The organism is Nocardia sp. NRRL S-836 (assembly GCF_001279525.1).
GTDB lineage: Bacteria > Actinomycetota > Actinomycetes > Mycobacteriales > Pseudonocardiaceae > Lentzea.
In genome coordinates this window covers 136,381-161,859 of the sequence record NZ_LGDY01000047.1, presented here as the reverse complement: position 1 = coordinate 161,859, position 25,479 = coordinate 136,381, and the positions used below count along the sequence as shown (strand labels likewise).

The following is a 25,479-nucleotide window of genomic DNA, read 5'->3' as shown; positions in this document are numbered from 1 at the left end:
GAGCGGGGTGCCGTCGGTGAGGTCCCAGACGCGCAGCGTCTCGTCGATGCCGCCGGTGATGGCGATGGGTCGGCCGTCGATTTCGGTGCACGCCACCGCGGTCACCGTGCCGGTGTGGCCGGTGTGGCCGGTGAAGGAGGCGCGCAGGGTGCCGTCGGTGAGGTCCCAGACGCGCAGCGTCTCGTCGAAGCCGCCGGTGATGGCGATGGGTCGGCCGTCGATTTCGGTGCACGCCACCGCGGTCACCGTGCCGGTGTGGCCGGTGAGGGAGGCGCGCAGGGTGCCGTCGGTGAGGTCCCACACCCGCGGTGTGTGGTCGTAGCCGCCGACGACGGCGACGGGCTGGCCCTCGATCTTGATGCACGCCACCGCCTGCACCAGGTTGGCGTGGCCGATGAGGGTGGCGCGCAGAGTGGTGCTGGTTTGGGTTCCGGTGGCCCAGCGGGGGCGCCAGGTGAGGTTGTGGGCGAGTTCGGTGGCCAGGGTGGTGTCGCCGAAGCGGGTGGCGTCGATGGCGAGGGTGTGGCGCCGTTGCTGTGGGGTGAGGGCGCGGTGCGGGGTGGTGCGATAGATGGCTCGGGTGCGCAGGGCCGTGTCACTGGTGGTGTGGTGCAGTGCGGGCAGGAGGGTGTCGGGGTCGGCGTGCACGAGGTATTCGGGGTCGGTGATGATCTCGTCGACCCGTCCGGCGCTGGCGGCGTGGGTGGCGAGATGTGCGCGGGCGTACGGGTGGGCGCGGGTCCAGTCGGTTCGGGCCTCGGGTGTGAGGGGGACGCGGTCGAGCAGGACGGTGACGAACGCGTCGTGCACCCGGCGGGCGTCGGTGTCGGTGCGGAGATGTTCGACGAGGGCTTGGTGGTAGAGCCGGTAGGCCGAGCGTCCGTGGTCGGTGTTCTCCACGATGTAGGAGCCGGCGTGGTCGCGCAGCCACAGCAGGTCCTCGTCGGTGTAGTGGCGTCCGGCGATGCGGGAGGCCAGCGGCGCCCAGATGTCCTCCCACGGCAGTCCCTGTCCCCGCGCGAAGGCCAGCGGCAGCAGCAGGTCCCGGGCCCGCTGGGTGTCATCGCCGAGCCGGGTGTCCAGGTCGCGCCGCATCGCCTCGCCGGGCAGCCGGGGCAGCGACTCCCGCCATACCCGGTTGTGGGGGTCGGTGACGACGGGCTGGGAGGCCAGCGTGGTGGCGGTGATCCGCGCGACCAGGAACGACCGCTGCGCCGCCTCGGCGACGGCCTCGGCGACCGGGAGCAGGCGGTGGCGGGGCAGGCCGCGGTAGGAGCTGTCGACGGTGGCGCCGAGCAGGTTGCGCAAGGCGTAGGCGGTGACCGCGCCGGGGTCGGCATACCGCTCGGAGTCCAGGTCCACCACGACGTGTTGATCGTCGCGATGCAGCCTCGGAGCGAGGGCGGGCAGCAGGTGCGGACGTGTGCCGACCAGCAGCCGTATCCGGCCCGCGGCGTGCTCGATCAGCGGTACGAGCAGCCTGCCCGCCAAGTCGTGCGGCGCGGCGGCCTCGTCCAGCCCGTCGAGCAACACGGTGAACAGCGTGCCCGTGTCGCGCTGCCAGGTCTCCAGCCGCTCGAGCAGCTCACCGGGTGTCTCCGCGACACCGCGGGTGCCGGCGGCCAGGGCGTGCAGAATCTGCTCGGTGGTGGCCTGCTGCGCGGTCAACCGCACGGTGATCACGTCGAGGCCGGGCACGGCGGCCTCGGGCAGCCCCAGGCTGTCGATCGGGACGGTGCGGCGTCGATCCGGGTCCGCGAGGCTGGCCAGCAAGCCCAGCACAGCCGATTTGCCTGATCCGGGATCGCCGGTGACCACCCGCAACGGGTGAGCGGGGTCGGGGTGGGTCAGCCAGGCGGTCAGGTTGAGCAGGGCGGTGTGCCGGCCGGTGAACCACCAGCCCCCGCCGGGGGCGTCGTGGCTGCCCATCGCCCGCCGCACCACGGTCTCGCGGAACGCCACCTCCCGCTCGTCGGCGTCAGCCCGCCACTGCGCGGCCCGCTGGATGGCCAAGTCCACCCCGTTGAGCGCCGGGTCGTGCCGCGGGTTGGGCAAAAACCGCGGAGCTTGTCCGGTCATACCGATTTGCTCGATGCCCACCCGCTGGTGTCCGGGGCGGGCCAGGTGCTTGTTCATCTCGCCGACCAGCACCTGCACGTCGAGCGTGTCCGGGCCGTGCCCAGCGGTGGGTATCGCCTCCACTGCGTCGCGCAGCAGCCGGGGGAACATCCCGGTCGCGGCCTCTTCGCTTGGTTGCGCCGAGGCGATCACGACCATGCCGGCGCCCGGTTCCCGCCCCCACGTGTCGGTCAGCCGGGACAGCGCCGCCGCGGCGATCTCGTTACCGCCCCGCCCGGAATGGCAGGTGTCGAGCATCAGCAGCAACCGCCGCACCTTCGTGCCGCGCAAAATCCGCCCCGTCAACTCCACAGTGGACAGTGCTCCGCCGAGATCAGCGGGGTCGGTGTCGGAGATGATCAGCACATGCTCACCGGTCTCGTCCAGCATGAGCCCGTGGCAGGTGATGTAGACCGCGAGCATGTCCTGCTCGCCGATCGGGTCCACCGCGGACGCCGAGCACACTGCCCGCAGCCCGTCGGTCAGCTGATGCCGGGTCGGATCCAGGCCCAGTTCCGTCAGGTGCCGGTAGCCGAACCTGGTGGTGAACAACTCCACGACATCCTGCCGTGCCTTGACCAGCGCGGGCCGGTCCCACGGCGGGTGATGGAGGTGCCGGGTCACCGCGGTCGCGATCAGCAACCGCCTGCCCTCACCCGACATCGCCCCGGTCGCGGTCACGCCAGTCCCTCGGCGATCGCCGTCCCGGTCAGCTGATCGGTCAGGTAGGGCACCACCGCGTGGGCTTTCGCGCCGTTGTGCACCACCGCGTTGCGCACCCGCTCACCGAACCGCGGCCGCAGATCCTTCACCAGCGCCACCACATCACCGGCATCAGCGATATTCGTCCAGACCACGTTGTCGTCACCGGGCCACACACCGCGCCCCGCCACCGGTGAGGGCTCAAGCCGGTCGAACACCAGGTTCGCGATCCCCAACGGCGAACCCAGCGTCACCAACGCCCGCACGCCGTGCCGAGGCAGCGAACACAACGCCTCGTAGGCCACGACCGAGCCGAGTGAATGCGCCACCACCACCCGGGTGTCCGCGCCGATCAGCCGCACCACCCGTTCCCGCGCAGCGACCCGCAGGACGGGATCGGTCAGATACCGGGCCACCTGCTTCAGGTCGAACACCATCGACCGCAACGCCACCCCGGCGAAGAACCGGCTGTTCGACAACTGCGTCAACGCCCGCTGCACCCAGCCCGGCACCGACACCAGCGTGTCCGCATCCGGCCCGGCCACCCGCTCGTCCACCTCGGCCGCGGCTACCCACCACGCCGCCAGCAACTCCTGCTCCAGCCCCGGCTGCACATCCCCAGGGCCCAGCACCGGATCGCCCACCGCCAGGTATGACCCGGCCGGCCGGAACAGGTCACCGTAAAACGCCATGTCCACATCCGGCGAACTCGCCCGATCGGCGACGGCCACGCCGTCTGGGCGTGACGCGGCGGTGTGCCGCGTCAGCCCGTCCTGCAACGCAGGCTGCCAGGAAGCAAGCAACGACTGCTCGCCCAGCCCCTGCTGACCGATCCCGTGGACGCACACCACCATCGCCACCACGCCACCCCCTCGCAATTCACGAACACCAGATCATCGGCCCTCGCGTCCCGGACATTGCACGGACGACAGGGATACACCCGATCGGGGCATCCGATGCGCCCGCGCGAACCGCAAGCAAGCGGAATGAGATGACGTTGACCCGGCACGACGACAACGCCACAGGTGCGGTCAACGGAGCTGAGCAGCGCCGCATACGCGAGCTGAACCAAAGCGCACCCGAGTCACAGCACGCGGCGACCCCGCTCGCATGCTGTTGGAAATCAGAGTGAGTTCGGTGTGCGCAACGCCGGGATTCTGTTCGACAGTGGCGGCGATGACGGCTGCCGGCGCGATGCACGAGTTGCCCGCCGATCTCACCTTCGAGGCGCCGGATGTCACGCAAAGTCCCTCGGGTCGACCCCCAGGGTGGTCGCGGCGGCGCGCAGGGTCGGGCGGTGCCGCTGATGTACGAAGGCGGCCAGGCGTTCCCACGGAAGGGAGCCAGCCCGGACCAGCCGCAGCGCGGGCGCGATGGCCGTGGCCGGGTAGGTGGCGCCGACCACGCGCCATCAGCCCACACTTCGTGACGAATCGTCCACACGCGACACAGAGCCGCGTGTTCGCCCGCCATGTGCTCAGGGCGTGTCGCCTGATCGCGCGTGTTCGATCTTCGGTCACCGGATCGGGGCAAGTCCCCGACATCCCCGTTGAAGCCGTTCCGGACCGGGCTCCCCAACCCTGATATTCACGGGTTGCGACAGCCTCTCCGCGATCTCATCGGTGCCGCACGTCGAGGACCGTCACGCGCCACACGCCGTCTCGGTGCACGGGGATCGGCGTCGCCGTCAGCCAAGATGACCACGTGAGTGCATGGTGGACCGAGATGGCAGAGCAGCCGAAGAAGGCCGAGCATCTGTTCGACCTCGTCGTGCACGCCTTGTACGGCGAGCGCGTGCGCACGATCAACGGCGCCGGCGGCGACGGCGGCATGGACGCGTGGGTCGGGGACATCGGCCGGGCCTTGGAGTTCAAGAGCTGGACGACGCTGAACGACTCCCGGCGCAAGCAGGTCGTCCGGTCGCTCAAGACGTGCCTGAACAAGCCGGAGATCCGCTCGTGGGTCCTCGTCGCGCCGGTGCACCCGACCCCCGGTGACCTGAAGTGGTTCCGCGGCCTGACGGAACGCCACCGCGTTCCCTTCGAGATGGTGTTCCTCGACGTGCGCTGGCTGGAGACCCAGCTGATCAACAACCCCGGGATCGCGCGGTTCCTGCGTGGTCACCACCAGGAAGCCCTCGACGCGCTCGTCACGCTGGGCAAGGAGGAGGCCCTGCTCCTGGGCGGCGCACCTGACCTGCTGGCACGGGTCTGCGCGCTGGGTGCCGTGAGCGACGAGGCGTCCCCGGTCTGGGCGATGGACTTCAGCTCGCGCGACGGGCAGGACTCGGTCTACATCCGGCCCAAGCCGAACATCCCTCCTCAGCAGGTGCAAGTCGCGCTCGCCGTCGCCGAGGGCGACGCCGCCGGCGAGCGCGTGGCACAGGACGTCGCCGCGGCCTTCGACTACGGCGCCGGCGCGGTCATCGAACCCGGCCACATCACCCGCGTCGACAACGAGGCCCTCGCCGCGCTGAACCTGCCCTGGGACAAGGTCGGCATGGTCCTGTCCGACCAGCGGTTCACCGCGGGCTTCCCGCACACCGCCACGTTGCGATCCCGTGCGGCCGACGGCACCCACGGCCGCCCGCTGTATGTGACCTTCAGCCACGCGACCGTCGGCACCCGCGGGATGCACGTCCACGGCACCGACCCGACTCGAATGCTCAAGCTGCGGCTGCTCGTCGACCGGCCCGACGGCGACAACGGCTCGAACGTCGGCATGCTGCTGCAGTACGGCCCGGACAACGTCGAGCACGCCATCTCCGCCGACCCGCAGGCACTGCTGCGCACCGTCGAAACCCTCGACGCACTCGACCGCACCCCCGGCATGGTGCTGACGCTGACCGGCGACGTCGAGCCCATCCCGCTCGACGCCAGCACCTGGGAACCGAGCGGGCACTTCGCGCCGCTCGCGACCGCCCTGACCGACTTCGTCGTCATCCGGGAGACGCTCGACGTCGTGCTGCCCCTGCCCGTCACGTGGTCGAGCGAGTACGCGCGCAATGTCGCCGTGCTGGCCGGTCTGCTGCGTGATGAGGAGGTCTCCATGCCGTTGAGCACGGTGGTCTGCCACCAGATCAGCACCGCCGAGGAGGCCCGGACCTACCTCGACTACATCGAGACCGGGCACGGTGCCCGGCTCGACTTCGAGCTCGTCGGCTGGTCGCTGTCCGTCGGCGACGTGCAGATCCCGGTCGGCCCGCTGTTCGTCGCGTTCTCCCGCGCGCGGATCACCAACGCCGCCGAGGTCGTCGCGGCTCTGGACGCCGGCGACGAGCTCGTGCCTGTGGATCTCGCCCCCGCACCCGGCTCCACCGTGCTCGGCCGCAGAACGCCGTTCCCCGGCCTTGAGCCAGCCGCTCCGTGAGGACTTACCCGTGCCGGCACACGGGCACCGAGCTGACTCATCGGTCAGGTGCGGGTGTCCGGCATCTGCACTGTCCAGTATCTGTCCTGTGCAGGACCTTGAACTCGGCAAAGTGATTGCACGATGAGGGACTCAGTCGTCCTGGCGTGGAAACGCGATCAAGAAACCCGCGGCGCCGCAGTGCCGCACGGGCTCAGCCGATCGGTGTGCCCGGCCCTTGGCGGCAGCGGCAAGCGGCACAGAGCCTGTTCAGCAACCCGATCGTCTTGAACAGGTGGGACGACGTCCGGTTCTCTTACGGCAACGGGCAACACCGCGGCCGGGCGATGCGCGACGCCGGCGTCGTGTGCACCATCACCGCCGTTGACGAACTCGTGGAGTGACGAGGCGCCCGCCGGGCCGTTCCACGCGGTAGAGGCATGACGGTCGTGGCGACTACGCCCCGTTCCGCTGGCCTCTCCTGGGCCAGCCCCGCCGTCACGGCGCTGTGTCCGGCAGCCACATCGATTCATCGTTGAAGGCGTCCGGCGTGAGGTGGCTCCGCTTCCAGCGGAGGACGGGGTGCTGCTGTGTGGCCTCGGCGCTGCCATCGTTCCCGGCCTTCTCGCCGGCGTCGCGCTCGTCGCCGGTCTTCACCTCCCGGCTGGGGGCGGGGGCCGGCATCTGCCACCACACCTCGTCCGGATCCCGCCACACGTACCAGCGGCCGCCGACGAGCACCCGCCCGCTTCCGGTGTCGGGCTTCTGGCGGAACACTTCGGCCTTCGACACGTCCAGCTCACTGGGCAGGACCTCGACTGGCTGCCACGACACATTCCTCACGAGCACGAATCGTAGCCGCGGCGGCAGGCGCCACCGACTACATCGACTCGTACAGGCCGTCGGCCTGCGAATCCTCCAGCAGCAGAGACACCAGCTCTCAGCCGCCGGATCGGCCGGCCAGTGACCGGCATACGCGGGCGGATCGCCTCGTGTGTCACGACCCCGACCCCGGCGCGGATCCGACACGCGGTGCTGACCGCGAACCGTAACGTCGTAGCGGCAGCCGCCGAATGTACGAGTGCCGGTCCGGGATCCCTCGCGACGTCCCAACGAAGCACCTCCCGGACCGGCGCCTTCCGGCAACACCACCTGGGCCGGCCGGAGGGCCGCCGCATAGGTGTTGCACACGGTGACGTTCCGGCGACGTAGAGGCATGACCGTCGAAAAATCCCCGGCCCGATCACGCTGGCGCCGCGCTGTGGACAGGCCGCGCCCAACCCGCTCAGATCCGGAAACCGACAAGCGGCTGCCGTGGTCCGTGCTGGTGCTGGCGCTGCTCGTGCTGGTGGGCGTGGTCAGTGGGGCGTTGTACCTCGTGCTGGACTGGGTGGACGGCGTCGCCGGCACGCAGGTGAAGCCGGACGCGGCGATCGGCGGCAAGGACTTCGTGGCCGCGAAGCTGGACGCGGTCAAGATCGCGTTGAGCGCCGTGGCCGGCGGGGTCGCGCTGTTCGCGCTCTACCTCGCGGTGCGCCGCCAGATGACCGCCGAGCGGGACCTGCGAGCCCGGCTGGACGCCCAAGCGCACACCGAAGACGACGCGAAGGCGCGCCGGGTCACCGAGCTCTACACCAAAGCCGCCGACCAACTCGGCTCCGACAAGGCCCCGGTCCGGCTCGCCGGCCTGTACGCGCTGGAACGGCTCGGCCAGGACAACCCCGACCAGCGCTCCACCATCGCCAAGCTGTGGTGCGCCTACCTGCGCATGCCCTACACCCCACCACCCGCGCCCTCTGCAGGAGTCACGCGCCCACCTGCAGGGGTGGCGCGTCCGCTGCTGCGCGACCCGTACCGGCGCATCGGCATCCGGATCCCTGGTCCTGACGGTGCAGTACCAGACCCCAAGGCCGCCCAGGCCGACGCGGTGCTGGAACGTGACGTCCGCGTCTCGGTGCAACGCCTTCTCGCCACGCACCTGAGCCCGCGCCCCGACGACAGCGGTCAACCTCACCCGGACTACTGGCCCGAAATCCCGGAACTCGACCTGACCGAAGCGACGCTGATCGACCTCGATCTGAGCGACTGTCACCTGCCGGCACTTCGCATAAACCGCGCGTCACTCATCGGCGACGCCATGCTCAACAGGGTGACGTTCACCGGTGACGCCGGGTTTGTCGGCGCGACGTTCACCGGTGACGCTGGGTTCGACGGCGCGACGTTCACCGGTGACGCCGGGTTCGACGGCGCGTCGTTCGCCGGCGCCGCCGTGTTCTTCCGCGCGACGTTCACCGGCGACGCCGGGTTCAACGGCGCGACGTTCGCCGGCGATGCCGGGTTCGACGACACGACGTTCGCCGGCGCCGCCAGGTTCTTCCGCGCGACGTTCACCAGCGACGCCGGGTTCAACGGCGCGACGTTCAACGGCGCGACGTTTACCGGCGTCGCCAGGTTCGACAACGTGACGTTTGCTGACGACGCTGTGTTCATCGGCGCGACGTTCACCAGCGACGCCGGCTTCTTCCGCGCGACGTTCGCCGGCGGAGCCGGGTTCGACGACGTGAGGTTCACCGGCGCCGCCGGGTTCAACGGCGTGAGGTTCGCCGGCGCCGCCGGGTTCGACGACGTGAGGTTCGCCGGCGCCGCCGGGTTCAACGGCGTGAGGTGCGTGAGGTTCGCCGGCGCCGCCGGGTTCGACGACGTGAGGTTCACCGGCGCCGCCGGGTTCAACGGCGTGAGGTTCGCCGGCGCCGCCGGGTTCGACGGCGCGAGGTTCACCGGCACCGCCAGCTTCGTCGACGCGAGGTTCACCGGCGGAGCCGGGTTCGACGACGAGGCTTTCGCTTCTGCAGCAACGTGTCGCGGGGCTTGAGTTCGACTAACAGTCCGGGAGAGGAGTTCGTGGCCGCGATGCTGGACGTTGAACATGTCCGATCCACGAGTGGATAAGAAGGGCACGTGGGATCGCTTGGTGCCGGTACCTGAGACCCTCGACGAGTCGAGCCGCTGGGATGCGTGGCTACAGCACGAGCGGGTCAACCCCGTCGGCCAGGAGATTGATTAGGTCCTCACCGCCGATGTCATGTTGATGTTCGCTGACCTGCGGGTATCTGGGCTGTCTCACGGTGATAGCAGCATGATCAGTCTCAATCAGCGTGTCACTTCCTCAGGTGCCGTTGATTGCTTCCGAAGCTTGGGCGCTCGAGAGTTACGCCCGCGGCGTAGGTGCAGGCGATGTCGGCGTACGTGTCCCACAGGGTTCTCGGACGACGATGTTGGCTGCCTGCTCGGCGCTCACCTCTTGACGCGGGCACGGATCGCGAGCGCGGCCAAGGCGAGCAGCAGGGGCCCGAACGCGCGGCCGGCCACCACGGTCCACATGCCCGGCTGGGTAAGTTTTTGGTCGGCGTCGCGGAAGATGACCGAGCCGAGCGCGATGCGTACTGCCTTGCCGGTCCGATCGATGGTCCACTTCGGCTCGTTCGACTGAATCTTCGCAGGCGCAGGGACGATCTCCAGTGTCTGCGTCTGGCCCGCGGCAGCGGGCGGAACGGTGACCTGCTGCACCGCGGTGGTGTGGGGCAGGCCCCACCCGGTGAGCAGGACCGTCAGCAGTCCGATCAGCACCATGAGTGCACCCAGCGCGCGGCCGGCCCGCTGGCCGTAGCCGGAGATCGCCCAGTAGGCGGTGAGCAGGGCGCGTTCCCCACAGCCGGTGGACGGGGCGTGGCGACGAGCTTCCATCTCGCCGTAGTAGAAGTCGCCGGCACCGGGTTCGTTCTTGGTGTCCTCGAAGGCCTTGCGCAGCGACCGGTAGAGCACGGCCAGCCGCTCCGGGCCCAGCGGTGGATCGGTGGCAGTACCGGCTAGGTCGGGTAGGGTTGCCTCCCAACCGCGGCCGCGGTGCTGCTCGGCCCGCCAGGGATGTTCCTCAGCCAGTACCCGTCGGCGGGTCCACCGCCGTGCCTGCGGCCACGCCCAACCCCGCTGCCAGCCAGCAGGAGGTAGGTTGAACGGCCCTCGGCCTTCCAGTCGCAGTTGATCCAGGTGGTGCGCGCCAGCGAAACGGCACCACCGCAGGTCCACATCGGCCAGCGTGAGGTGCTCCACGTCGGTCTGCTGCAAGCACACCAGCCACGGCACCCACGGCTCCAAGCTTGTGCCTCCACCGGGGCGGCCGGATGGGCTGGTGTTCCTGCCTGCCACCCACGCGGCGAGCTGGCCCGGGTCAGCCGCAATCACGGAGCCCGCCCTGTCCTTGAACGGTGTGGCTACGCCGCTCACTGACGACGCGGCACCGAATCTCGCACGCCTCAGGCTCATTTGCGCAAAGCGGACCTGCAACTCCACACCCTCATCGAACCGAGCATCGTCCAGAGACAACGCGCCGGCCTCCACATCGACGACCACCCGCTTCGCGAAGACCGCCGCATCAAGGCGCAAGAAGTCCGCCACGAGCGGCCCGACCACCGTCGCCGCCTCAAACTGCGCGCCGTCGAACCCGGCGTCCCCACTGAACTGCGCGCCGCCGAACCCGGCGTCCTTGCTGAACTGCGCGCCGCCGAACCCGGCGTCCTTGCTGAACTGCGCGCCGCCGAACCCGGCGTCCTTGCTGAACTGCGCGCCGCCGAACCCGACGTGCCAGCTGAACCGCGCGCCGATGAATGCGGCGTGCCTGCTGAACCGCGCGTCATCGAACCTGGCGTGGCCCCGGAACTGCGCGCCGATGAACTGGGCGTGCCCGCCAAACTGCGCGTCGCCGAACACGACGTGCCCGCCGAACTGCGCGCCGTCGAACCCAGCCTGCCCACCGAACTGCGCGCCACCGAACCCGACGTGTCCGCCGAACTGCGCGCCGTCGAACCGGGCGTGCCTGCTGAACTGCGCGCCGCCGAACATGGCGTCCCCGCTAAACTGCACGCCGATGAACGCGGCGTCCCCCTCAAAGCGGACACTGTCGAAAGGCGCATACCAGTCCGGAAATCTGCAATGGCTGAAGTCCGTCTGGCCGAAGCGGACGAGGTCGCCATCCGTTGACACAAGCCTCGATTGCACCCGTTTGAGGAGTGCGGATGTCAGAGTGGTACCTCGCAGGTCGAGATCTGCCCCTGGGCGTAGTTCTGCGAGGACAGCGTCGAGGTCGGAATCGTCCAGGTGCGCCAGACAGCGACTGAGTCCTTCGGTCTGTCGGCCTATGCACGGCTCGTTCTCATGCAGGCAGGTGTCCCAGCTTGGGACAACGCTCGGTGCTGTGTCTGCGATGTCTTCGGGCATTGCTCTGTTGTAGGCGACTGCAACCGTTACGCACGCCGCCGCTCGATCTGCCACGACGGCTATCACACGAACGGATTAGCCAACTGAGAGAAACAGGTCGGTCATCGACAGCTGGCCACACGCTCCGACACGCGCTGAGGAAGCCGCACGTGGACCGACGCCGGAAGGATCTTCGACATGGCCATTATGGTGCTCCCGCCGCAGGTGAGCCGCCGACGCATTCCCGTTCTGCACCGCACCACCGCATCCAGGTCCGACGAGGTTCGGGAGTTGCCAAGACCCGCTCGAATGGCCCAGCGATGATCAATCTCAATCCGATGGCGTACTTGCCAATCAGTTGCCAAGATCATTGAGATTTTGTCACGGGAATTGAGACCCTACTGTGCTGTAGAGTCTCGCCGCTCGTGACATGTCGATCTTGTGTGACCTGCGGATCTCCTCGTGTCTCACGGCGATGACACCATGATCAGTCTCAGTCGGCGTGTCATTTCCCCCGGTGCTGCCGCACCATGTGCTGGTGTCCGAGGAGCTCGTGGCGGCGCCCGCCGAGGCTGGGGTGCCGTTTCAGACGCTCGTTAACGACTCGGGCTGAGCGCACGCGAGCGTGGAGGGCTTGGTGCTCGACCTCGGCCGGTGGTGGGACGCTGACTCCGACACCCGGTTCGTCTCGCAGGTCACCTTCAGCGTCACCGCGAGCGAGGCGGGCAGGATCCTGGACGGCGTGTACGTCGAGGGTTACATCTGGGCAGACGGTCAGGCAACGCCCGCCGCGTGGTGCGGTGTCGGCGAGTAGGTCATGTCCAGGCCACGAGCCGACGCCTACCTCGGAGTACCGCGCTCGCCGCGCTTCTGCCGACGGGTGCAGCAGCGCAACGGGACGGCGGCGGTGCTGCTGAGCAAGCGCCCGAAGTTGTTGCCGCTGCTCACAAATGGGTTGCCGCCTGCTGCGGTGCTGCCTAGCGGACGCTCGGGACTGCGGCACCCGTAGAGCCCACACTGGTTTCGACGCCAGATCCAGGTGGTGATGGAAGCCATCAGATGACGACCGAGAGACTGGAGCCGATGTGAGGACCGAGGTCACGCTGCTGGCCGTCCAGGATGTCCAGGAGAGCAGGACTTGATCCTACGGGTCTAGCCGGGTCAGGTTCTGTTCCTCCGGGGGTGCCTCGAAGCAGAAGTCCTTCTAGGGGCAGAGCGGGAACGGCGCCACGTCGGGGAAGTATTCAGTCCAGAAGGTGGCGTCGTCGCCGGCGCCGCGGTGGCATGCGTTTGACGCCGCTTTCGTGACGCTGAGGTCGAGTTGCCTGAGCTGGACCTGGTCGTTGTGCAACACGATCACGAACATCGACTCGCGGCTGGGTGAGACTGTCAGCAGTTCGATCTTCTTGTCGGGCAGCGGGATGGAGAAGACCTTTTTGCGGGCGGCCAGGTCGCGTGGATCCCAGATCGAGATGTCGCCGTCCCAGGTCGTGGCGATCGCGGGGAGACCGAAGTCCGCGTAGTCGTCCAAGAAGGAAGCGGTCCTCATAGCACGGTCCTATACGTGATCGGCATGAACGATGGCTATCGCGCTGTGTGACGCTGCGTACACGGAACGGTCCCTGCCATAGCCGTCACGGTCGTGCACGAGCGACCGATGTTGAAGGACAAGCCATGACATCATTGAGAATTCGACGATGCGTGTGGACGACCCTGCTCGTCGTCATCGTCACGCTGGGTTACAGCACCAGTGCCGGATCTGCCGGTGCGGCGTCGGCTTCCGGCGCTGCGGAAAGCAGCAACCGAACGCAAGCGCCTGCCCCTGGCGACCGCCCGCTGGCGGCCGGTGACCGGCATGTCGCGAAGACCCCGCTGCCGGTCGATGGGCGAGCGCCGAGGTCAGCGTCCGGGGCCGAGTCACGGCGCGACTACGGCGCGCCGGAGGAAGTCCGCGCTCCTGAGCCGCCGTCCATGCGTGATCGCCGATCCGCGGCGGCCGTGTGCAGCGTCGCCGACTTCACCAGCCGAACCGGCTGGGCGCTGGTCGACAAGATCCGGAGCTCGACGACCGACTGCGTGAACTCCTTGTTCAACCTCACCGGGCCGGATGCCTACCACGCGTTCCGTGAAGCACAGATGGTCAGTGTCGCCAACGGGTTGCGCGACAACGGAACGACCTATCCCGGAAACAATTCCACGGGCACGGCGCAGTTGGTCCTGTACTTACGGGCCGGGTACTACGTGCACTGGTACAACCAGTCCACGGTCGGGACGTACGGCCCGGCCCTGCAGACGGCCATCCAGGCCGGTCTGGACAGTTTCTTCGACAGCTCGCGCGCGTTCGAGGTCAGCGACGCCAACGGCGAGGTGCTGGCCGAGGCGATCACGCTGATCGACAGCTCTGAGCAGAACGCGCGCTACTTGAACGTCGTCAAGAAGATGTTGACCGGGTACAACGCCTCGTACGACGCCTTCTGGTGGATGCTGAACGCGGTCAACAACGTATACATCGTCCTCTTCCGCGGGCATCAGGTTCCGGAGTTCGTGTCGGCGGTGCAGCGCGACAACAGTGTGCTGGACACGCTGTACAGCTTTACCTCGAGCCACTTGGGTCTGCTCTCGGGGAAGCAGGGTTATCTCACGTCCAACGCGGGCCGGGAACTCGGGCGGTTCTTGCAGCACTCGTCGATGCGCGTGACCGTGCAGCCCAAGGCCAAGGGCTTGCTCGGCATGTCGTCGATCACAGGTCCGACCGCGCCGCTGTGGGTCGGGGTGGCGGAGATGACCGATTCCTACGACAAGTCGAACTGCGCTTACTACGACACCTGTGACCTGCAGGCCCGGTTGATGGCCGCGGTGTTGCCGGTCAGTCATCGGTGCAGTTCGTCGTTGAACATCCGGGCGCAGCAGATGACTGCCGCCGAGTTGTCCGACACGTGTGCGAGTCTGGCGAACCAGGACGCCTACTTCCACAACGTGGTGAGGGATCCGGGCCCGGTGGCCAATGATTACAACACGGTGCTGGAGGTGGTGGTGTATGACTCCAGTACGGATTACCAGACGTATGCGGGTGCGCAGTTCGGTATCGACACCAACAACGGTGGCATGTACCTGGAGGGCGATCCGGCCGTGTCGGGCAACCAGCCGCGGTTCATCGCCTACGAGGCGGAGTGGCTGCGGCCGCAGTTCGCGATCTGGAACCTCAACCACGAGTACACCCACTACCTCGACGGCCGGTTCAACATGTACGGCGACTTCGGCGCCGGAACGACCACGCCGACGATCTGGTGGATCGAAGGGTTCGCCGAGTACATCTCCTACCACTACCGCAACATCAACTACGACGCCGCGATCACCGAGGCTGGCCGGCGCACCTACGCGCTGAGCACACTGTTCGACACGACCTACTCCCACGACACCACACGCGTGTACCGGTGGGGCTACCTCGCCGTGCGCTACATGCTCCAGTCCCACCCCGCCGACATGACCGCGGTGCTCAACCACTACCGCGCCGGCAATTGGAACGCCGCGCGCACCCTGCTCAAGAACACCATCGGCACCCGCTACGACACCGACTGGTACACCTGGCTGTCGGCCTGCGCGGCCGGCAACTGCGGCGGAGGCGGAAACCGAGCCCCCGTGGCGGAGTTCACCAGCACCGTCATCGGTCGCACGGTCACCCTCTCCGACCGCTCCACCGACGCCGACGGCACCATCGCCTCCCGACGGTGGGACTTCGGCGACGGGACCACCTCCACCGCCACCAACCCCACCAAGACCTACACCGCCGACGGCACCTACACCATCACCCTCACCGTCACCGACAACAGCGGTTCGACGGCGACGGCCTCCAAGCAGGTCGCCATCGGCAACGGCGGCCTGGTCGAATGCGCGGGCAGCGACCTGCGTGCGCTCGGCAAGAACTGCCAGCGCTCCAACAGGTCGGCCGGCAACGGCGACTACGACTACCTCTTCCTGTCCCTGCCCGCGGGCACGCCACAGCTGACGATCACAGCCTCGGGCGGAACCGGCAACTGCGACCTGTTGTTCAGCCCGAGCTCGTGGGCGACCACCGCGAACGCCACTCATCGCTCGGTCAGCGTCGACAACACCGAAGCGATCACCGTGAGCAACCCGTCCTCCGGCTACGTCTACATCAGCCTGAAGGGCGAGACCACCTGCTCGGGCGTCACCGTGGCAACCCAGTACTGACCAACCACCACCTGCCCGACATCACCACCGATCGAAGGTGCGGCTGGACGGGAACACGTTCCCGCCCAGCCGCACCCTCGTCACGACCGGTTCTCAGCACTCGCAGCCGACAGGGCGGTGCGGACCCCTTCTGATAATCTATCCACAAAGGCCATAGCTTTTGGAGCCTCATCGGCGACCGAGCACGACAGCGACGGACACGGGCCCCGACGTTGCCGTTCGCGCTGCCGACGGCCTCGATGACGTCAGTGCCGGGACCGCGTCGGGAGCGGTCGTCTTCGCCATCCCGCCCGCTGTGGCGTGCTGCGGCAGCAATGCAACGGCACGGCCATGCAGCGCTGGGTGATCGGGACCGCGGGTCAGGTCCCGCTGTTGCCGGACATGACCGAGGTCGGTTGCCAGGCGACCACGTTCGGAAGTTTTCCGTCTGACTCCATGAACTGCATGAGCGCGCGGCGTACAACGTCGATCGGGTACAGGGAATTCGCGGGGAAGTCCCTGCGGTTGTTCATGTAGTAGAACAACTGAGCGTCCATCGGGGATCGGGTGGAATCGGGATTCTTGCTGTAGACGCCATCGACATGTTCGTTCCCGGCGTAGCGCAGGGACCCGTGGTCGCCGCAGATCCCGACGTTGAGAATCACCCGGTACGGGGAGGCCGCGTCGAGGGCTTCCAGCAGAATGCCGTGGTCTCCGTAGTCGACGCTCCTGACCCGCTCCAGCACAGCGTCGAGTTCCCCTGGCGTCCGGATCAGCGTCGCCTCGTCGCTGTCCTCCTCGCCCCAAACTTCTAGGTCCACGACGCCGGTGCTCCTCCCGAGTAGGTCTTCCTCATGATCCTGCCGTCTGAAGTGATCCCATGAACAGTCAGGGTGCTGCCCTCGGGGAGCACGACCGGCACCAGGGCGCCACACCCGAAGCGGCCCTTGCAGGGCGTGTTGTTCAGCGTGACCGTAGCGTGCTGAATGCCGTTGCGCGCCATGTGCACGGCCAGTTTGACCTCAACATCGACAACGGTCACGGGCGTGCCCGGTAGGCCCATGTCCTTCAGGTGTTGCTTGGCAGCCTCGTACCACTCGTCTTCACCGCTGGTGAGTTCGCGGACGGGCTCGTCAGAGTTCGTGAACCAGCTGCCATGCGTCTTCTGGCCTGATCGAGGCTGCACTGGTGGTGGCTGGGCGCGTCGTAGTTGTTCGATGTGTTCTCTGCTGCCGCGCTGTGGAGCCGCCGACGCAGGCTCGGCCTGTGGCAGGGCAGCTGGTTCAGTCTGCACAGGAAGCGCGGAGGCTGCCCTGCCGAGTTCGAGACCGTGCAGGATCGCTTCGACACCGGAGATGCCGGCACCAAGAAACGCGTGCAGTTGCTTCGCGCCGCTGACGACCGCGGCGAACTGCGCGTTGGTTGTCTCCACATCGCCTTGCGCGCTGCCCTCCACTGCTGTCAGCAAGTGCTCCTGCGCTTCTTCGGCCAGTTCCGCGGCCTGTTGCAGTGCACCGCCGGCCTGCGCAGCCTTGTCGAGCACCCTGTTCAGGCTCTTGCCGACCTGATCGAGCGATGCCACCCCGGCCCCCCTTATCACGATGGACCGATCGTCGCACCCGCCACCTGCAACCGACGGTTCCGTGGGCTCGCCGGCCTGCGGAACCGTGGTTGCGGATGCCGTCCACCGTCACGCCGACCCGCCACCGCAGGGGGTGTGGTGCGCAGCGGGGCGTCTACAGCGCGTCCGCGGGAGGCCGCCCGGCATTCGAACGTGCCCGGAAGGCGGTCAAGGTCGCCCGGCACCGCGGATTTGCCGCCCACTGGGCCATGGTCTTGGTGTCCCCGTCGATGGTGATCAGCGGAGAACGACGGCCTGCACGGCGCGCCGGTGGCGCTGCCAGCGCTCGACTTGATCGTATGACGGTGCACGAGGCCGCGGGGGCGGACCGCGACTCGGCGGTGGCGCGGCTGATGCTGTCGAGCGGGCTGCGCAAGCACCGCGCCCTCAGCAGCGACGTGCGGCCGACCGTCTCGACCTCAACGTGGCGAACGGCACGCCGGCGGCGCCAACGGCCTCTGCGCTTGTGACCGCGCTCGAGTGGCGCTGCCACCAGCAGGTCCTGGTCTACCAGGGCAGAACCGCATGTCCTGTGGCTGGTGGGCGTTACACCAGGGCTACTGGCAGATGCTGCGCAACCACGACATCTACGTCCAGGTCGCGTTCCCGCCGGACCCTGGCTTCGGCCGAGAATGAGTACGGCGACCACCGGCAGATCGTGCGGCGCCGCGAGGAGCTCGCTGCGGAACCCGATACCGTTCTTCGGCGGGCTCGGGCGCGGGGGCAGCCGCGCCCGAGCCCGTGCTGCGGTCACAGCAGCCCGGCTTGGTGCAGGCGGATCGCTGCGGCGAGCACTCCGCTGCCGCCGAGGATCGCGCCGAGCAGGATCTTGACCAAGGTCACAGCGCGCTGGGCGCGCTCGCGGTCGGTGACCGCGAGCGCGACCGCTGCGGCAGCGCCGGCCGCGGTGAGCAGCACCAGCGCGATGAGCGTGATCAGCGGCGTCCACATGATCGAGCTCCTGTTCTCCGAGGGGCGCGAGCCGGACCGATCGATGCTCGCCACGCACAGCCGACCAGCCCGAGGTGACGTCCGGCACGGGCGCCGTACGGACCCGGACAGCGCCCGCGAGGGCAGGTCGGTGCAACGCCCGATGGCCTGAAAACGAAGCACAGAGCGGGGCCGTGAGTACGGTGTCCGGCAGTTGTACGGCGAGCTCTACCGGACAGCTCTAAAGAAGACAGAGAGGACGGGTGTGGATCCAGCGGACATCAACACCCTGCGTCAACTGGCTGACGCGCTCGATCAGCTTCGCCGCGCCCAGTCGCTGTCGCTGCGCGGATTGACGAATGCCGCGATGAAGCTGCCGACGCGCCACGGACGGCAACCGGCTCTGCCGCACTCGACCGCCGGTGATCTACTCAACGCCAAGTCCGTGCCCGAGCCGGAGACGGTGGAGACGTTGCTTGCGGTGTGCGGGGTTCACAGCGAGGACGCGCAGCGTCCGTGGCTGCTGGCGCGCGACCGGGTCGCCCGCCAGCACCAGCGGCGGCTGCCGGGCTCGGTGCGGGTCCAGGACGCGCGGCCGCGGCTGCTTGGAGTGCACGCCGCGATCGATGTCGAGCAGCCCGCCGGGCACGACCAAGACGGGCGCCGTGACGAGCTGCCGTCGTACGTGCCGCGCGATTTTGACGCCGACCTGCGCACAAAGCTCACCATCGCCGGACAGCACGGCGGGTTCGTACTACTGGTCGGGGACTCCTCGGTGGGCAAGTCCCGCGCGCTTTTCGAAGGGGTGCGGGCGGTGCTGCCGGATTGGTGGCTGCTGCACCCAGGCAATGCCGCCGAACTGCGGGAGCTTTCCTCCCACTCGGCAGGCCGGACCGTGGTCTGGCTCGACGAGCTGCAGGACTACCTCGACGACCCCGGCGGCGTGCCGGTGGGCCAAATCCGCGGATTCATTGAAGCAGGGGCGGTGGTGGTCGCGACGTGCTGGCCCGATGAACACAGCAAACGCGCGGCACTGCCAGCCAAAGATCAGTTGAACCCGTACGCCAACGACCGTCGACTGCTCGATCTGGCTGACACACTGCATGTATCGAGAACGTTCAGCACCGACGAGCTTCGCCGCGCTGAAGATCTTGCCGGCACTGACCGCCGGATCCGGGTCGCGCTCGACACCTCGGACGCCGGTTTTGCCCAGGTGATGGCGGGTGGCCCGGACCTGATCCGCCAGTGGAACCAGGCACCCGCTTACGCTCATGCAGTCCTCACTGCCGCGTTGGATGCCCGCCGCGTCGGCGCCCACGCGCCCCTGACGCGTGAGTACCTCGCCGACGCCGCTCCCGGCTACCTCGAGGACTGGCAGATCGCCACCGCACCCGTGGACTGGCTCGACGACGCCCTGATCTACGCCACTGCGTTGCTGCACGGCGCCACCGCTACCCTCATCCCAGTCCCCACCGGCATGGGACGCATCGCCGGCTATCGGGTCGCCGACTACTTGCACCAGCACGCCCTACGTGAGCGCCGTACCGAACACCTCCCCGACAGCGCCTGGCGCGCCCTGATCCGTCACCACCATTCCGACGACACCCACCGTCTCGCCGACAACGCCGAACGCCGCGGCCGCGCACACGAAACCGTAGCTTTCTGCCAACAACTCGCCGACCACAACGATCATCGGGCCGCCTTCCGGGTGCTGTGTGCGCTACGGGACGGGGGATTGGTAGAAGACCTGCGCGCCCGCGCCGGCAACGGAGACGATCAGGCCGCCTTCCAGTTGGCGGAGTCGCTGGTCGAGCGAGGGCAAGTCGACGAGGCACTGCAGGTTCTGCGATCTCTTGCTGTTAGCGGCAACTACGAAGCCTCCACCCGGTTGGTGAGGCTGCTGGTTGAGCAAGGGCAGGTCGACGAGGCACTTCAGGTGCTGCGCCCTCTTGCCGAACGTGGCGATGAAAACGCCTCCTTCGATCTTGCGATGCTGCTAGCGGACTACGGGATGGTGGAGACGCTGCGCGACAGAGCAGGCAGCGGCGACAGGCACGCCGCCATCGCGTCGGCGTCCTTGCTGGTCGAGCGCGGACAGGTCGACGACGCGCTGCAGGTGCTATACCCCTTCGCTGAACGCGGCGACAGATATGTGTCCACTTCGTTGGCGAGGCTGCTGGAGGATCAAGGGCGGATCGAAGAGGCACTCCAGGTGCTGTACCCCATCGCCGAACACGGAGACAAAGACGCTTCTATCTGGTTGGCGAGGCTGCTGGTGGACCTAGGGCGGATCGACGAGGCAGTCCAGGTGCTGTGCCCCCTCGCCGAACACGGCGACGAAGGCGCCGTCATCCGGTTGGCGAGGCTGCTGGTGGACCTAGGGCGGATCGACGAGGCACTCCACATACTGCGCCCCCACGCCGATAGGCGGGCCCTGAACGTCGTCCTTTGGTTCTCGGGCCTTTTGGCTGACCACGGAAAAGTGGAAGAGCTGCGCACCCGCGCCAACCGCGGAGATTACTTCGCCGATTTATCGTTGGCGGACCTGTTGGCCGCCCAGGGGCAGGTAGAAGAACTGCGTGCGCGCGCCGACCGCGGAAGCGATCGGGCCGCCTACCAGCTGGCGAATACGTTGGCCGAGCAGGGGCAGGTCGAAGAGCTAGGAGCCGTTGCCGACAGTGGCAATTCTCGAGCCGCCACCTTGTTGGCGGACCTGTTGGTTGACCATGGACAGGTGGAAGGGTTGCGCACCCGCGCCGCCAGCGGCGACCACTATGCCGCTCTCCGGTTGACGGACCTGTTGATCGACCATGGACGGGTCGATGAGGCACTCCAGATGCTGCGTCCCCACGCCGACAGCGGAAGCGGTTGGGCCGTATTCCGATTGGTGAAGCTGCTGGTCCAGCATGGGCGAGTCGACGACGGACTCCAGATGCTGCGTACCGACGCCGACGGCGGCAACTACTTAGCTGCCCACTTGTTGGTAGACCTGTTGGTCGAGCAGGGCCGGGTCGAGGAACTGGAGCGGGAGGTGACGGCGGGCACGGCCTGGGCGTTCGAAGCTCTGCGTCGCGCACAGGAACACGCGCCAAGGGGCACATGGCTGCCGTGAAGTGGTGCCGGACATTGCACCCGTCACGCTTGCCATGGAGAAGTCCCTGGTGAAGTCCACCCCACAGCGGTTCGCACCTGCGCGACGAGGGCCTGGTCGCCAAGCCGGCGTCGGCCGAGACCCTTTCTGCCGATCACCTCAGCAGTTCAAGGACTCCCGCTGGCGGCGTGCCCTGAACAAACTGCACCCTTCCCGTCCTCGGCCGACCGCCGACGCGCAGTTGCCGTGGACAGTGCCGGTGCTGGCGGAAATGATCTTGATGCTCGCGGCCGGTGTGGCGTTGTGGGTGACGCCGGGGTGAAGGTCGACCCGGTCACGGCAATCAACGGCAAGGACTTCGTAGCCGCGAAGCTGGATGCGATGAAAATCCTGTTGAGCATCGTCGCCGGCGGCGGCGCGCTGTTCGCGCTCTACCTCGCGGTGCGCCGCCAGCGCACCACCGAGCGGATCTGCGTGCGCGGCTCGATGCCCAGGCGCACACCGAGGACGGCGTCGACCTGCGCGGTGAATGTCGGCGCGATGGCCGCGTTGTCGACCGTGAGCATGCCGCGATAGTCGAGCAGCTTGGCGACCAGGCTGCACTGACCCGCAAGGTTGTGGAGGTGCCAGTCGAGGAGCGGTCACGTTCAGTCCTCACTCTTCAATGTGAAAACTGTACGACTTCAGGCTCGAGATGGCGTACTGACTATTGGAGTCGGCGCGGTGACAGAGTACGACGGAGGCCCTTCGGAGACTTGCTTCCTTCAGTATGATCACTCTGACCGCCGAAGCGATTGGCGTGCACCGGTTGGTGCAGGCAGTGACGCGAACAGCGGATGTCGATGATCCAGTCCGTCAATTCGAAGATATTGTGTTCACCCGAGAAACTGCGGCAGTCACAATCGTTACCGCGCTCAAGGGGCACAACCACGCCTCGCCGGGGAGTTGGCCACATTACCATCAGGTGTTGCTGCACGCGCAAGCTCTGCTCGGGTACTCGAAACCCGCGCCTGACACGCCGATTCTCTGTCACCGTCTCAACGGGCTCGGACTTTACCTGCGAGAACAGTTTTGTATTAAAATCGCGATTGACTACCTCGTGCGAGCTATTGACGAAAGTCGTCCGTGGCGCCACCGAAGAAGTATCCGACGAGCTGGGGCTCATGCGGTCCGGCTGTATCAAGAGTCGGGTCCGAAGCCGGTGATCCGGCAGCTGGCTAAGCCGCGGAGCCAACCACCCGCGCCGGCAATGGTCGAGACCGCGCTCAACAGGTCCGCGATCGCCGTGACAAGGGACTGGAACGCGACGTGGCGACCTGATGCGAGAACAAGGCTGGCACGTCGTCGATGCCGTCAAGGAGACCAAACCGCAGCGCCTCGGCCTGCTGATACTGAATACGGAAATCGACGCCGGTGCCGGACATGCGGACACGGATACGATCTGGTTGACGGAAGCAAAAGATCCCGTCGATGTATACGCGATCCCCAATATCCGGCGACACCTCGACCGTTTCCTCGACTCGTCGAAGAAACGGGGTGGCACCTTGTGGCCAACAATCGAACGACGCGGTACCTAAAAGAATTTCCTGTACGGATGCTGGTCAAACGCGCCGAAAAGATCATGATCTGCCACGCTTAAGATGTACTCGATGCGGTGGGTCAGTTGAATCCCTGAATGTTGCGTCGGTTGTTGATCGTTGCCTTAACCTTCGCTTCCCATGGTAGCGGGGGATCGCTTGCCTGATTGTATGCGGGAAGGTCAGGCAGGGGAGCGCCAAGCTCATAAAGCAACAGTGCCGCCTCCCTCAGGTCGTAACGACGGACATGAGGCTCCCCGTCAGCCCATGCTCTGCGATAGGCCAAGCGCGCATGCATGAGTGCCTTCTCGGACTGACCGAGCGTCTGCCAAATCAGGGCAAGCGGCGCATGCGCTGCTCTGTCTTCGGCGGCGAGGCGGTTCGCCTCCGCTGCTGCTTCAGTCAGTTGGCCTATGTGAGCCCTGGCTAGAACAAGCTTCGCCTCTGTATCCGCGTCGGAAATTTCAGAGGCACGAGCCAAACGCATCGCCACGTCGAGTTCACGAGCGGCGACTCCCCAGTCCTCGAGTTGAATGGCAAGATTTCCCCTCAATCTATGCACTTTCCGACGCAGGGCGGCGCTGTTAGTCGACCTCGCGTGCCGTTCAATCGAGATCAATTCTCTGTCAGAGAGGCGACCGGTGCGCAGCTTGAAGTAAGCGTTCACGATCTCGGCCTGTCCACTACGCTGGGCGGCGTAGTCCCAGCTATGCCGCGGATCGAGTAGAGCCCAGAGCCGTTCAGCCTCAGTCTCCTGTCCTGCGTCGATGAGGCGTTCGACCATCGAGATGCGGGCTACAAACATGGCCCTACCGTTCGGATAGAGACCGGCCAGCTCCAGTGCAAGTCTTAATGCACTGTCAGCCCGGGCAAGCCTATTCAGTCCGTCTAATGTAGTCGCAGTGTTCGCAAGATTAGCCACCGCGCGAATGGGGTTGCCGCTGTCGATGTTCTTCATCAGAGCCAGGCCATGTAACACGAGGGCATGCTCCTGTTCGCCGACACGCAATAACGCACAGGCGGCGTCGGTTGCAAGGGTGGCTACCTGTTCGGCTGTGAGGTCCGGATGCGGCTCAGTCCAAGCAAGCGGAAAAAATGGCTGCAGAAGTAACAAAACTGTCGGAAAAGCCTCAAGCTTGTGTACGAGGGTTCCAGCCATCTCGACGTATCGGATAGCGGCCTCATGCATGCGATTCAACTGCGTAAGCGTCCGCACAAGAGCTATTCCATGCCGCATTTCCTCTACGTTTTTATGCTCGGTCTGTGGTTCTGTCCATCTTGCGGAGAAATAGTCCAACATCTTCTGGACGATGTGGTGCACAGCAGCACTCTCGTCCGCCACGCCAGCGGCCACCAGAACAGCCGACGCGCGATGGACACAGCCCAACGCACTCACAGTCAAACCCCAGTCAGACGCGCCATCGAGCGCAGCATTCAGTCCCGCGTAGGGCTGCTCAGCCATGATCACAAATTGCGGAACATACACTGTCGACCCGCTGAACGCGTTCTCCGCAGGCCTTACGCCCGCAGGGGCGACTTGTGCCGCGGCACGTGGCGCAGGATGTGGTTGCCGAACTCGGTCGGTGATCTTGCTCGTATCGAGGTCAGCTGCTGACGGCCCTCCAGGACGTTACTGCAACGCGGGGTGGTCGATCCGGGGGCTGTCCGAAGTGCTCAGCTCGGCGGGCCACGAGGTGATCAACGACGACCCGGCGTTGCACCCAGCGGCGACGGCTACCAGCGAGGCGACGACGCGGCCGTTCGGTTCGCGATGTTCAACAGAGCAGGAGAACCCGATGCGTTGGTCGACGTGCGCATGGACGCGGCGACGAACGCGTCAGTGCTGTGGGATGCCGCATACGACGGTCAGACCGAGCAGGTGCGGCAGGTGCCGCTGCTGGCGGACGGCGGAGTTGCCAGGCTCAGGGGAGCGCTGCTGCGGTACCGGGTTCAGCTGAACGACTTCACCCGCGAGGTGCGCGCCGGGACCGACGTTCGCATGACGTTCGCATTCCAGCGGGCAGGCGAAATCTCGCTGAACGTCCCGGTGGAGGCGGTCGCCGACCTGGACGGCGCCGCCCAGAGCCGTCACGTGCCTGCTGTGCACCCGCAACGCGTGGAATCACACACCGTAACTGTTTGGAATATTTTGGTAACGCTACGCTGCGCGACCGGTTCGACCTGTCGGGTATCCCACGGGCGTGAACCGAGGGGCGGCCCGGTGTCCGGTTCGGTGTCGCGAGCGGGAGCCGGTGGTGAACGATGACGCGGTCTTGCATGAGAACTCGACGTGGGTGGGCGGGAACGCGGCGGTCGCGCGGGAGCCGGTGGCGACCCGGCGGCCGCGGTGGCGCGGGTGGGCCGGGAGGGTGTTGCCGGAAGCGCCGCCGAGCCCGTGGCCGCGCGGCCGGCTGGCCGTGGGCCACGTCGCGGCCTTCTTGGCCGCCACGGCCTTCCAACTGCTCATCCCCGCCGGGCGGAGCCACTGGACGCACCTGTGGGCGGAAGACGGCGGGATCTTCCTGTTCGACGCCGTCAGCTACGAGTTTCGGACCGCCATCACCCTGCCCTACGGCGGCTACCTGCACACGCGCGCGGTCCTGATCTGCCCGTGATCTTGCAACGGTCCGTCTCGGCCAGATCACTCA

Annotated in this window: 17 protein-coding genes and 1 pseudogene; 9 read left to right on the top strand and 9 right to left on the bottom strand. The window is 67.1% G+C overall.

The features are described 5' to 3' along the window. Positions 1–2,799 (bottom strand): annotated as a pseudogene (locus ADL03_RS06860) (hypothetical protein); the annotation flags it as partial. Then, entirely contained in the window at positions 2,796–3,674 is an 879-nt protein-coding gene (locus ADL03_RS06855; RefSeq protein ID WP_231641583.1) for a GPI inositol-deacylase, read from the bottom strand. The pseudogene ADL03_RS06860 and the gene ADL03_RS06855, both read right to left, overlap by 4 nt. 871 nt (positions 3,675–4,545) lie before the next feature. Here ADL03_RS06855 and ADL03_RS06850 point away from each other — a divergent pair. Then, entirely contained in the window at positions 4,546–6,189 is a 1,644-nt protein-coding gene (locus ADL03_RS06850) for a hypothetical protein (protein WP_053732508.1), read from the top strand. 477 nt (positions 6,190–6,666) lie between these two features. Here the strand turns inward: ADL03_RS06850 and ADL03_RS06845 are convergent, their stop codons facing one another. After that, a complete protein-coding gene (locus tag ADL03_RS06845; RefSeq protein ID WP_157528247.1) occupies positions 6,667–7,011 on the bottom strand; it encodes a hypothetical protein in 345 nt (114 codons plus the stop codon). Positions 7,012–7,495: 484 nt separating this feature from the next. Between ADL03_RS06845 and ADL03_RS06840 the strand changes: the two genes are divergently transcribed. Then, on the top strand, positions 7,496–9,040 hold the full coding sequence (locus ADL03_RS06840; protein ID WP_157528244.1) for a pentapeptide repeat-containing protein: 1,545 nt from the start codon (positions 7,496–7,498) through the stop codon (positions 9,038–9,040). Between the two features lie 422 nt (positions 9,041–9,462). Here the strand turns inward: ADL03_RS06840 and ADL03_RS06835 are convergent, their stop codons facing one another. Beyond that, positions 9,463–11,208 carry a pentapeptide repeat-containing protein gene (locus ADL03_RS06835; protein ID WP_197288156.1) on the bottom strand — a complete coding sequence of 582 codons (1,746 nt, stop codon included), beginning with the start codon at positions 11,206–11,208 and terminating at the stop codon, positions 9,463–9,465. A gap of 850 nt (positions 11,209–12,058) precedes the next feature. On the opposite strand from ADL03_RS06835, the gene ADL03_RS06830 reads away from it, so the two are divergent. After that, the gene (locus ADL03_RS06830; RefSeq protein ID WP_157528241.1) at positions 12,059–12,235 is read left to right on the top strand and encodes a hypothetical protein; all 177 of its coding nucleotides are present in this window, start codon (positions 12,059–12,061) and stop codon (positions 12,233–12,235) included. Positions 12,236–12,625: 390 nt separating this feature from the next. On the opposite strand, the gene ADL03_RS06825 is transcribed toward ADL03_RS06830, so the two are convergent. Then, positions 12,626–12,952: a hypothetical protein gene (locus ADL03_RS06825; protein ID WP_053732504.1), complete on the bottom strand. Its 327-nt coding sequence runs from the start codon at positions 12,950–12,952 to the stop codon at positions 12,626–12,628. Positions 12,953–13,392: 440 nt separating this feature from the next. Here ADL03_RS06825 and ADL03_RS06820 point away from each other — a divergent pair, with 440 nt between their 5' ends. Beyond that, positions 13,393–15,633, top strand: a complete 2,241-nt coding sequence (locus ADL03_RS06820) for a collagenase (protein WP_197288155.1) — start codon at positions 13,393–13,395, stop codon at positions 15,631–15,633. Positions 15,634–15,992: 359 nt separating this feature from the next. Here ADL03_RS06820 and ADL03_RS06815 read toward each other — a convergent pair whose 3' ends face one another. The 3 genes from ADL03_RS06815 to ADL03_RS06805 form a co-directional block, all read right to left on the bottom strand. Further along, positions 15,993–16,433 carry an Imm1 family immunity protein gene (locus ADL03_RS06815; RefSeq protein WP_053732502.1) on the bottom strand — a complete coding sequence of 147 codons (441 nt, stop codon included), beginning with the start codon at positions 16,431–16,433 and terminating at the stop codon, positions 15,993–15,995. Further along, positions 16,424–17,194 (bottom strand): DddA-like double-stranded DNA deaminase toxin, encoded by a 771-nt coding sequence (locus ADL03_RS48205; RefSeq protein ID WP_063798495.1) that lies wholly within the window; start codon positions 17,192–17,194, stop codon positions 16,424–16,426. Before ADL03_RS48205 ends, ADL03_RS06815 begins: the two co-directional genes overlap by 10 nt. 789 nt (positions 17,195–17,983) lie before the next feature. After that, a complete protein-coding gene (locus ADL03_RS06805) occupies positions 17,984–18,184 on the bottom strand; it encodes a hypothetical protein (RefSeq protein WP_053732501.1) in 201 nt (66 codons plus the stop codon). A gap of 244 nt (positions 18,185–18,428) precedes the next feature. Here ADL03_RS06805 and ADL03_RS06800 point away from each other — a divergent pair, with 244 nt between their 5' ends. The 3 genes from ADL03_RS06800 to ADL03_RS46710 all read left to right on the top strand — a co-directional run bounded on the left by ADL03_RS06800 (position 18,429) and on the right by ADL03_RS46710 (position 22,831). Further along, the gene (locus tag ADL03_RS06800; RefSeq protein ID WP_053732500.1) at positions 18,429–21,275 is read left to right on the top strand and encodes a tetratricopeptide repeat protein; all 2,847 of its coding nucleotides are present in this window, start codon (positions 18,429–18,431) and stop codon (positions 21,273–21,275) included. Positions 21,276–21,572: 297 nt separating this feature from the next. After that, on the top strand, positions 21,573–21,830 hold the full coding sequence (locus ADL03_RS06795) for a hypothetical protein (RefSeq protein ID WP_157528236.1): 258 nt from the start codon (positions 21,573–21,575) through the stop codon (positions 21,828–21,830). 743 nt (positions 21,831–22,573) lie between these two features. Then, positions 22,574–22,831 (top strand): hypothetical protein, encoded by a 258-nt coding sequence (locus ADL03_RS46710; RefSeq protein ID WP_157528233.1) that lies wholly within the window; start codon positions 22,574–22,576, stop codon positions 22,829–22,831. A gap of 82 nt (positions 22,832–22,913) precedes the next feature. On the opposite strand, the gene ADL03_RS46705 is transcribed toward ADL03_RS46710, so the two are convergent. Next, positions 22,914–24,293, bottom strand: a complete 1,380-nt coding sequence (locus ADL03_RS46705; protein ID WP_157528230.1) for a hypothetical protein — start codon at positions 24,291–24,293, stop codon at positions 22,914–22,916. Between the two features lie 339 nt (positions 24,294–24,632). Between ADL03_RS46705 and ADL03_RS46700 the strand changes: the two genes are divergently transcribed. Together ADL03_RS46700 and ADL03_RS06790 are read left to right on the top strand one after the other, a co-directional pair. After that, positions 24,633–25,097 (top strand): hypothetical protein, encoded by a 465-nt coding sequence (locus ADL03_RS46700; RefSeq protein ID WP_231641580.1) that lies wholly within the window; start codon positions 24,633–24,635, stop codon positions 25,095–25,097. Then, a complete protein-coding gene (locus ADL03_RS06790) occupies positions 25,087–25,446 on the top strand; it encodes a hypothetical protein (protein WP_157528224.1) in 360 nt (119 codons plus the stop codon). The genes ADL03_RS46700 and ADL03_RS06790 overlap by 11 nt, the downstream gene beginning before the upstream one ends. Positions 25,447–25,479 lie beyond the last annotated feature (33 nt).

Coding starts and splice junctions, on each gene's coding strand:
- ADL03_RS46710 (WP_157528233.1), top strand. CDS start 22,574: ATGCGAGAACAAGGCTGGCACGTCGTCGATGCCGTCAAGGAGACCAAA.
- ADL03_RS06820 (WP_197288155.1), top strand. CDS start 13,393: ATGCGTGATCGCCGATCCGCGGCGGCCGTGTGCAGCGTCGCCGACTTC.
- ADL03_RS06855 (WP_231641583.1), bottom strand. CDS start 3,674: ATGGTGGTGTGCGTCCACGGGATCGGTCAGCAGGGGCTGGGCGAGCAG.
- ADL03_RS06850 (WP_053732508.1), top strand. CDS start 4,546: ATGGCAGAGCAGCCGAAGAAGGCCGAGCATCTGTTCGACCTCGTCGTG.
- ADL03_RS06805 (WP_053732501.1), bottom strand. CDS start 18,184: ATGTGGACGCCGCTGATCACGCTCATCGCGCTGGTGCTGCTCACCGCG.
- ADL03_RS46705 (WP_157528230.1), bottom strand. CDS start 24,293: ATGGCTGAGCAGCCCTACGCGGGACTGAATGCTGCGCTCGATGGCGCG.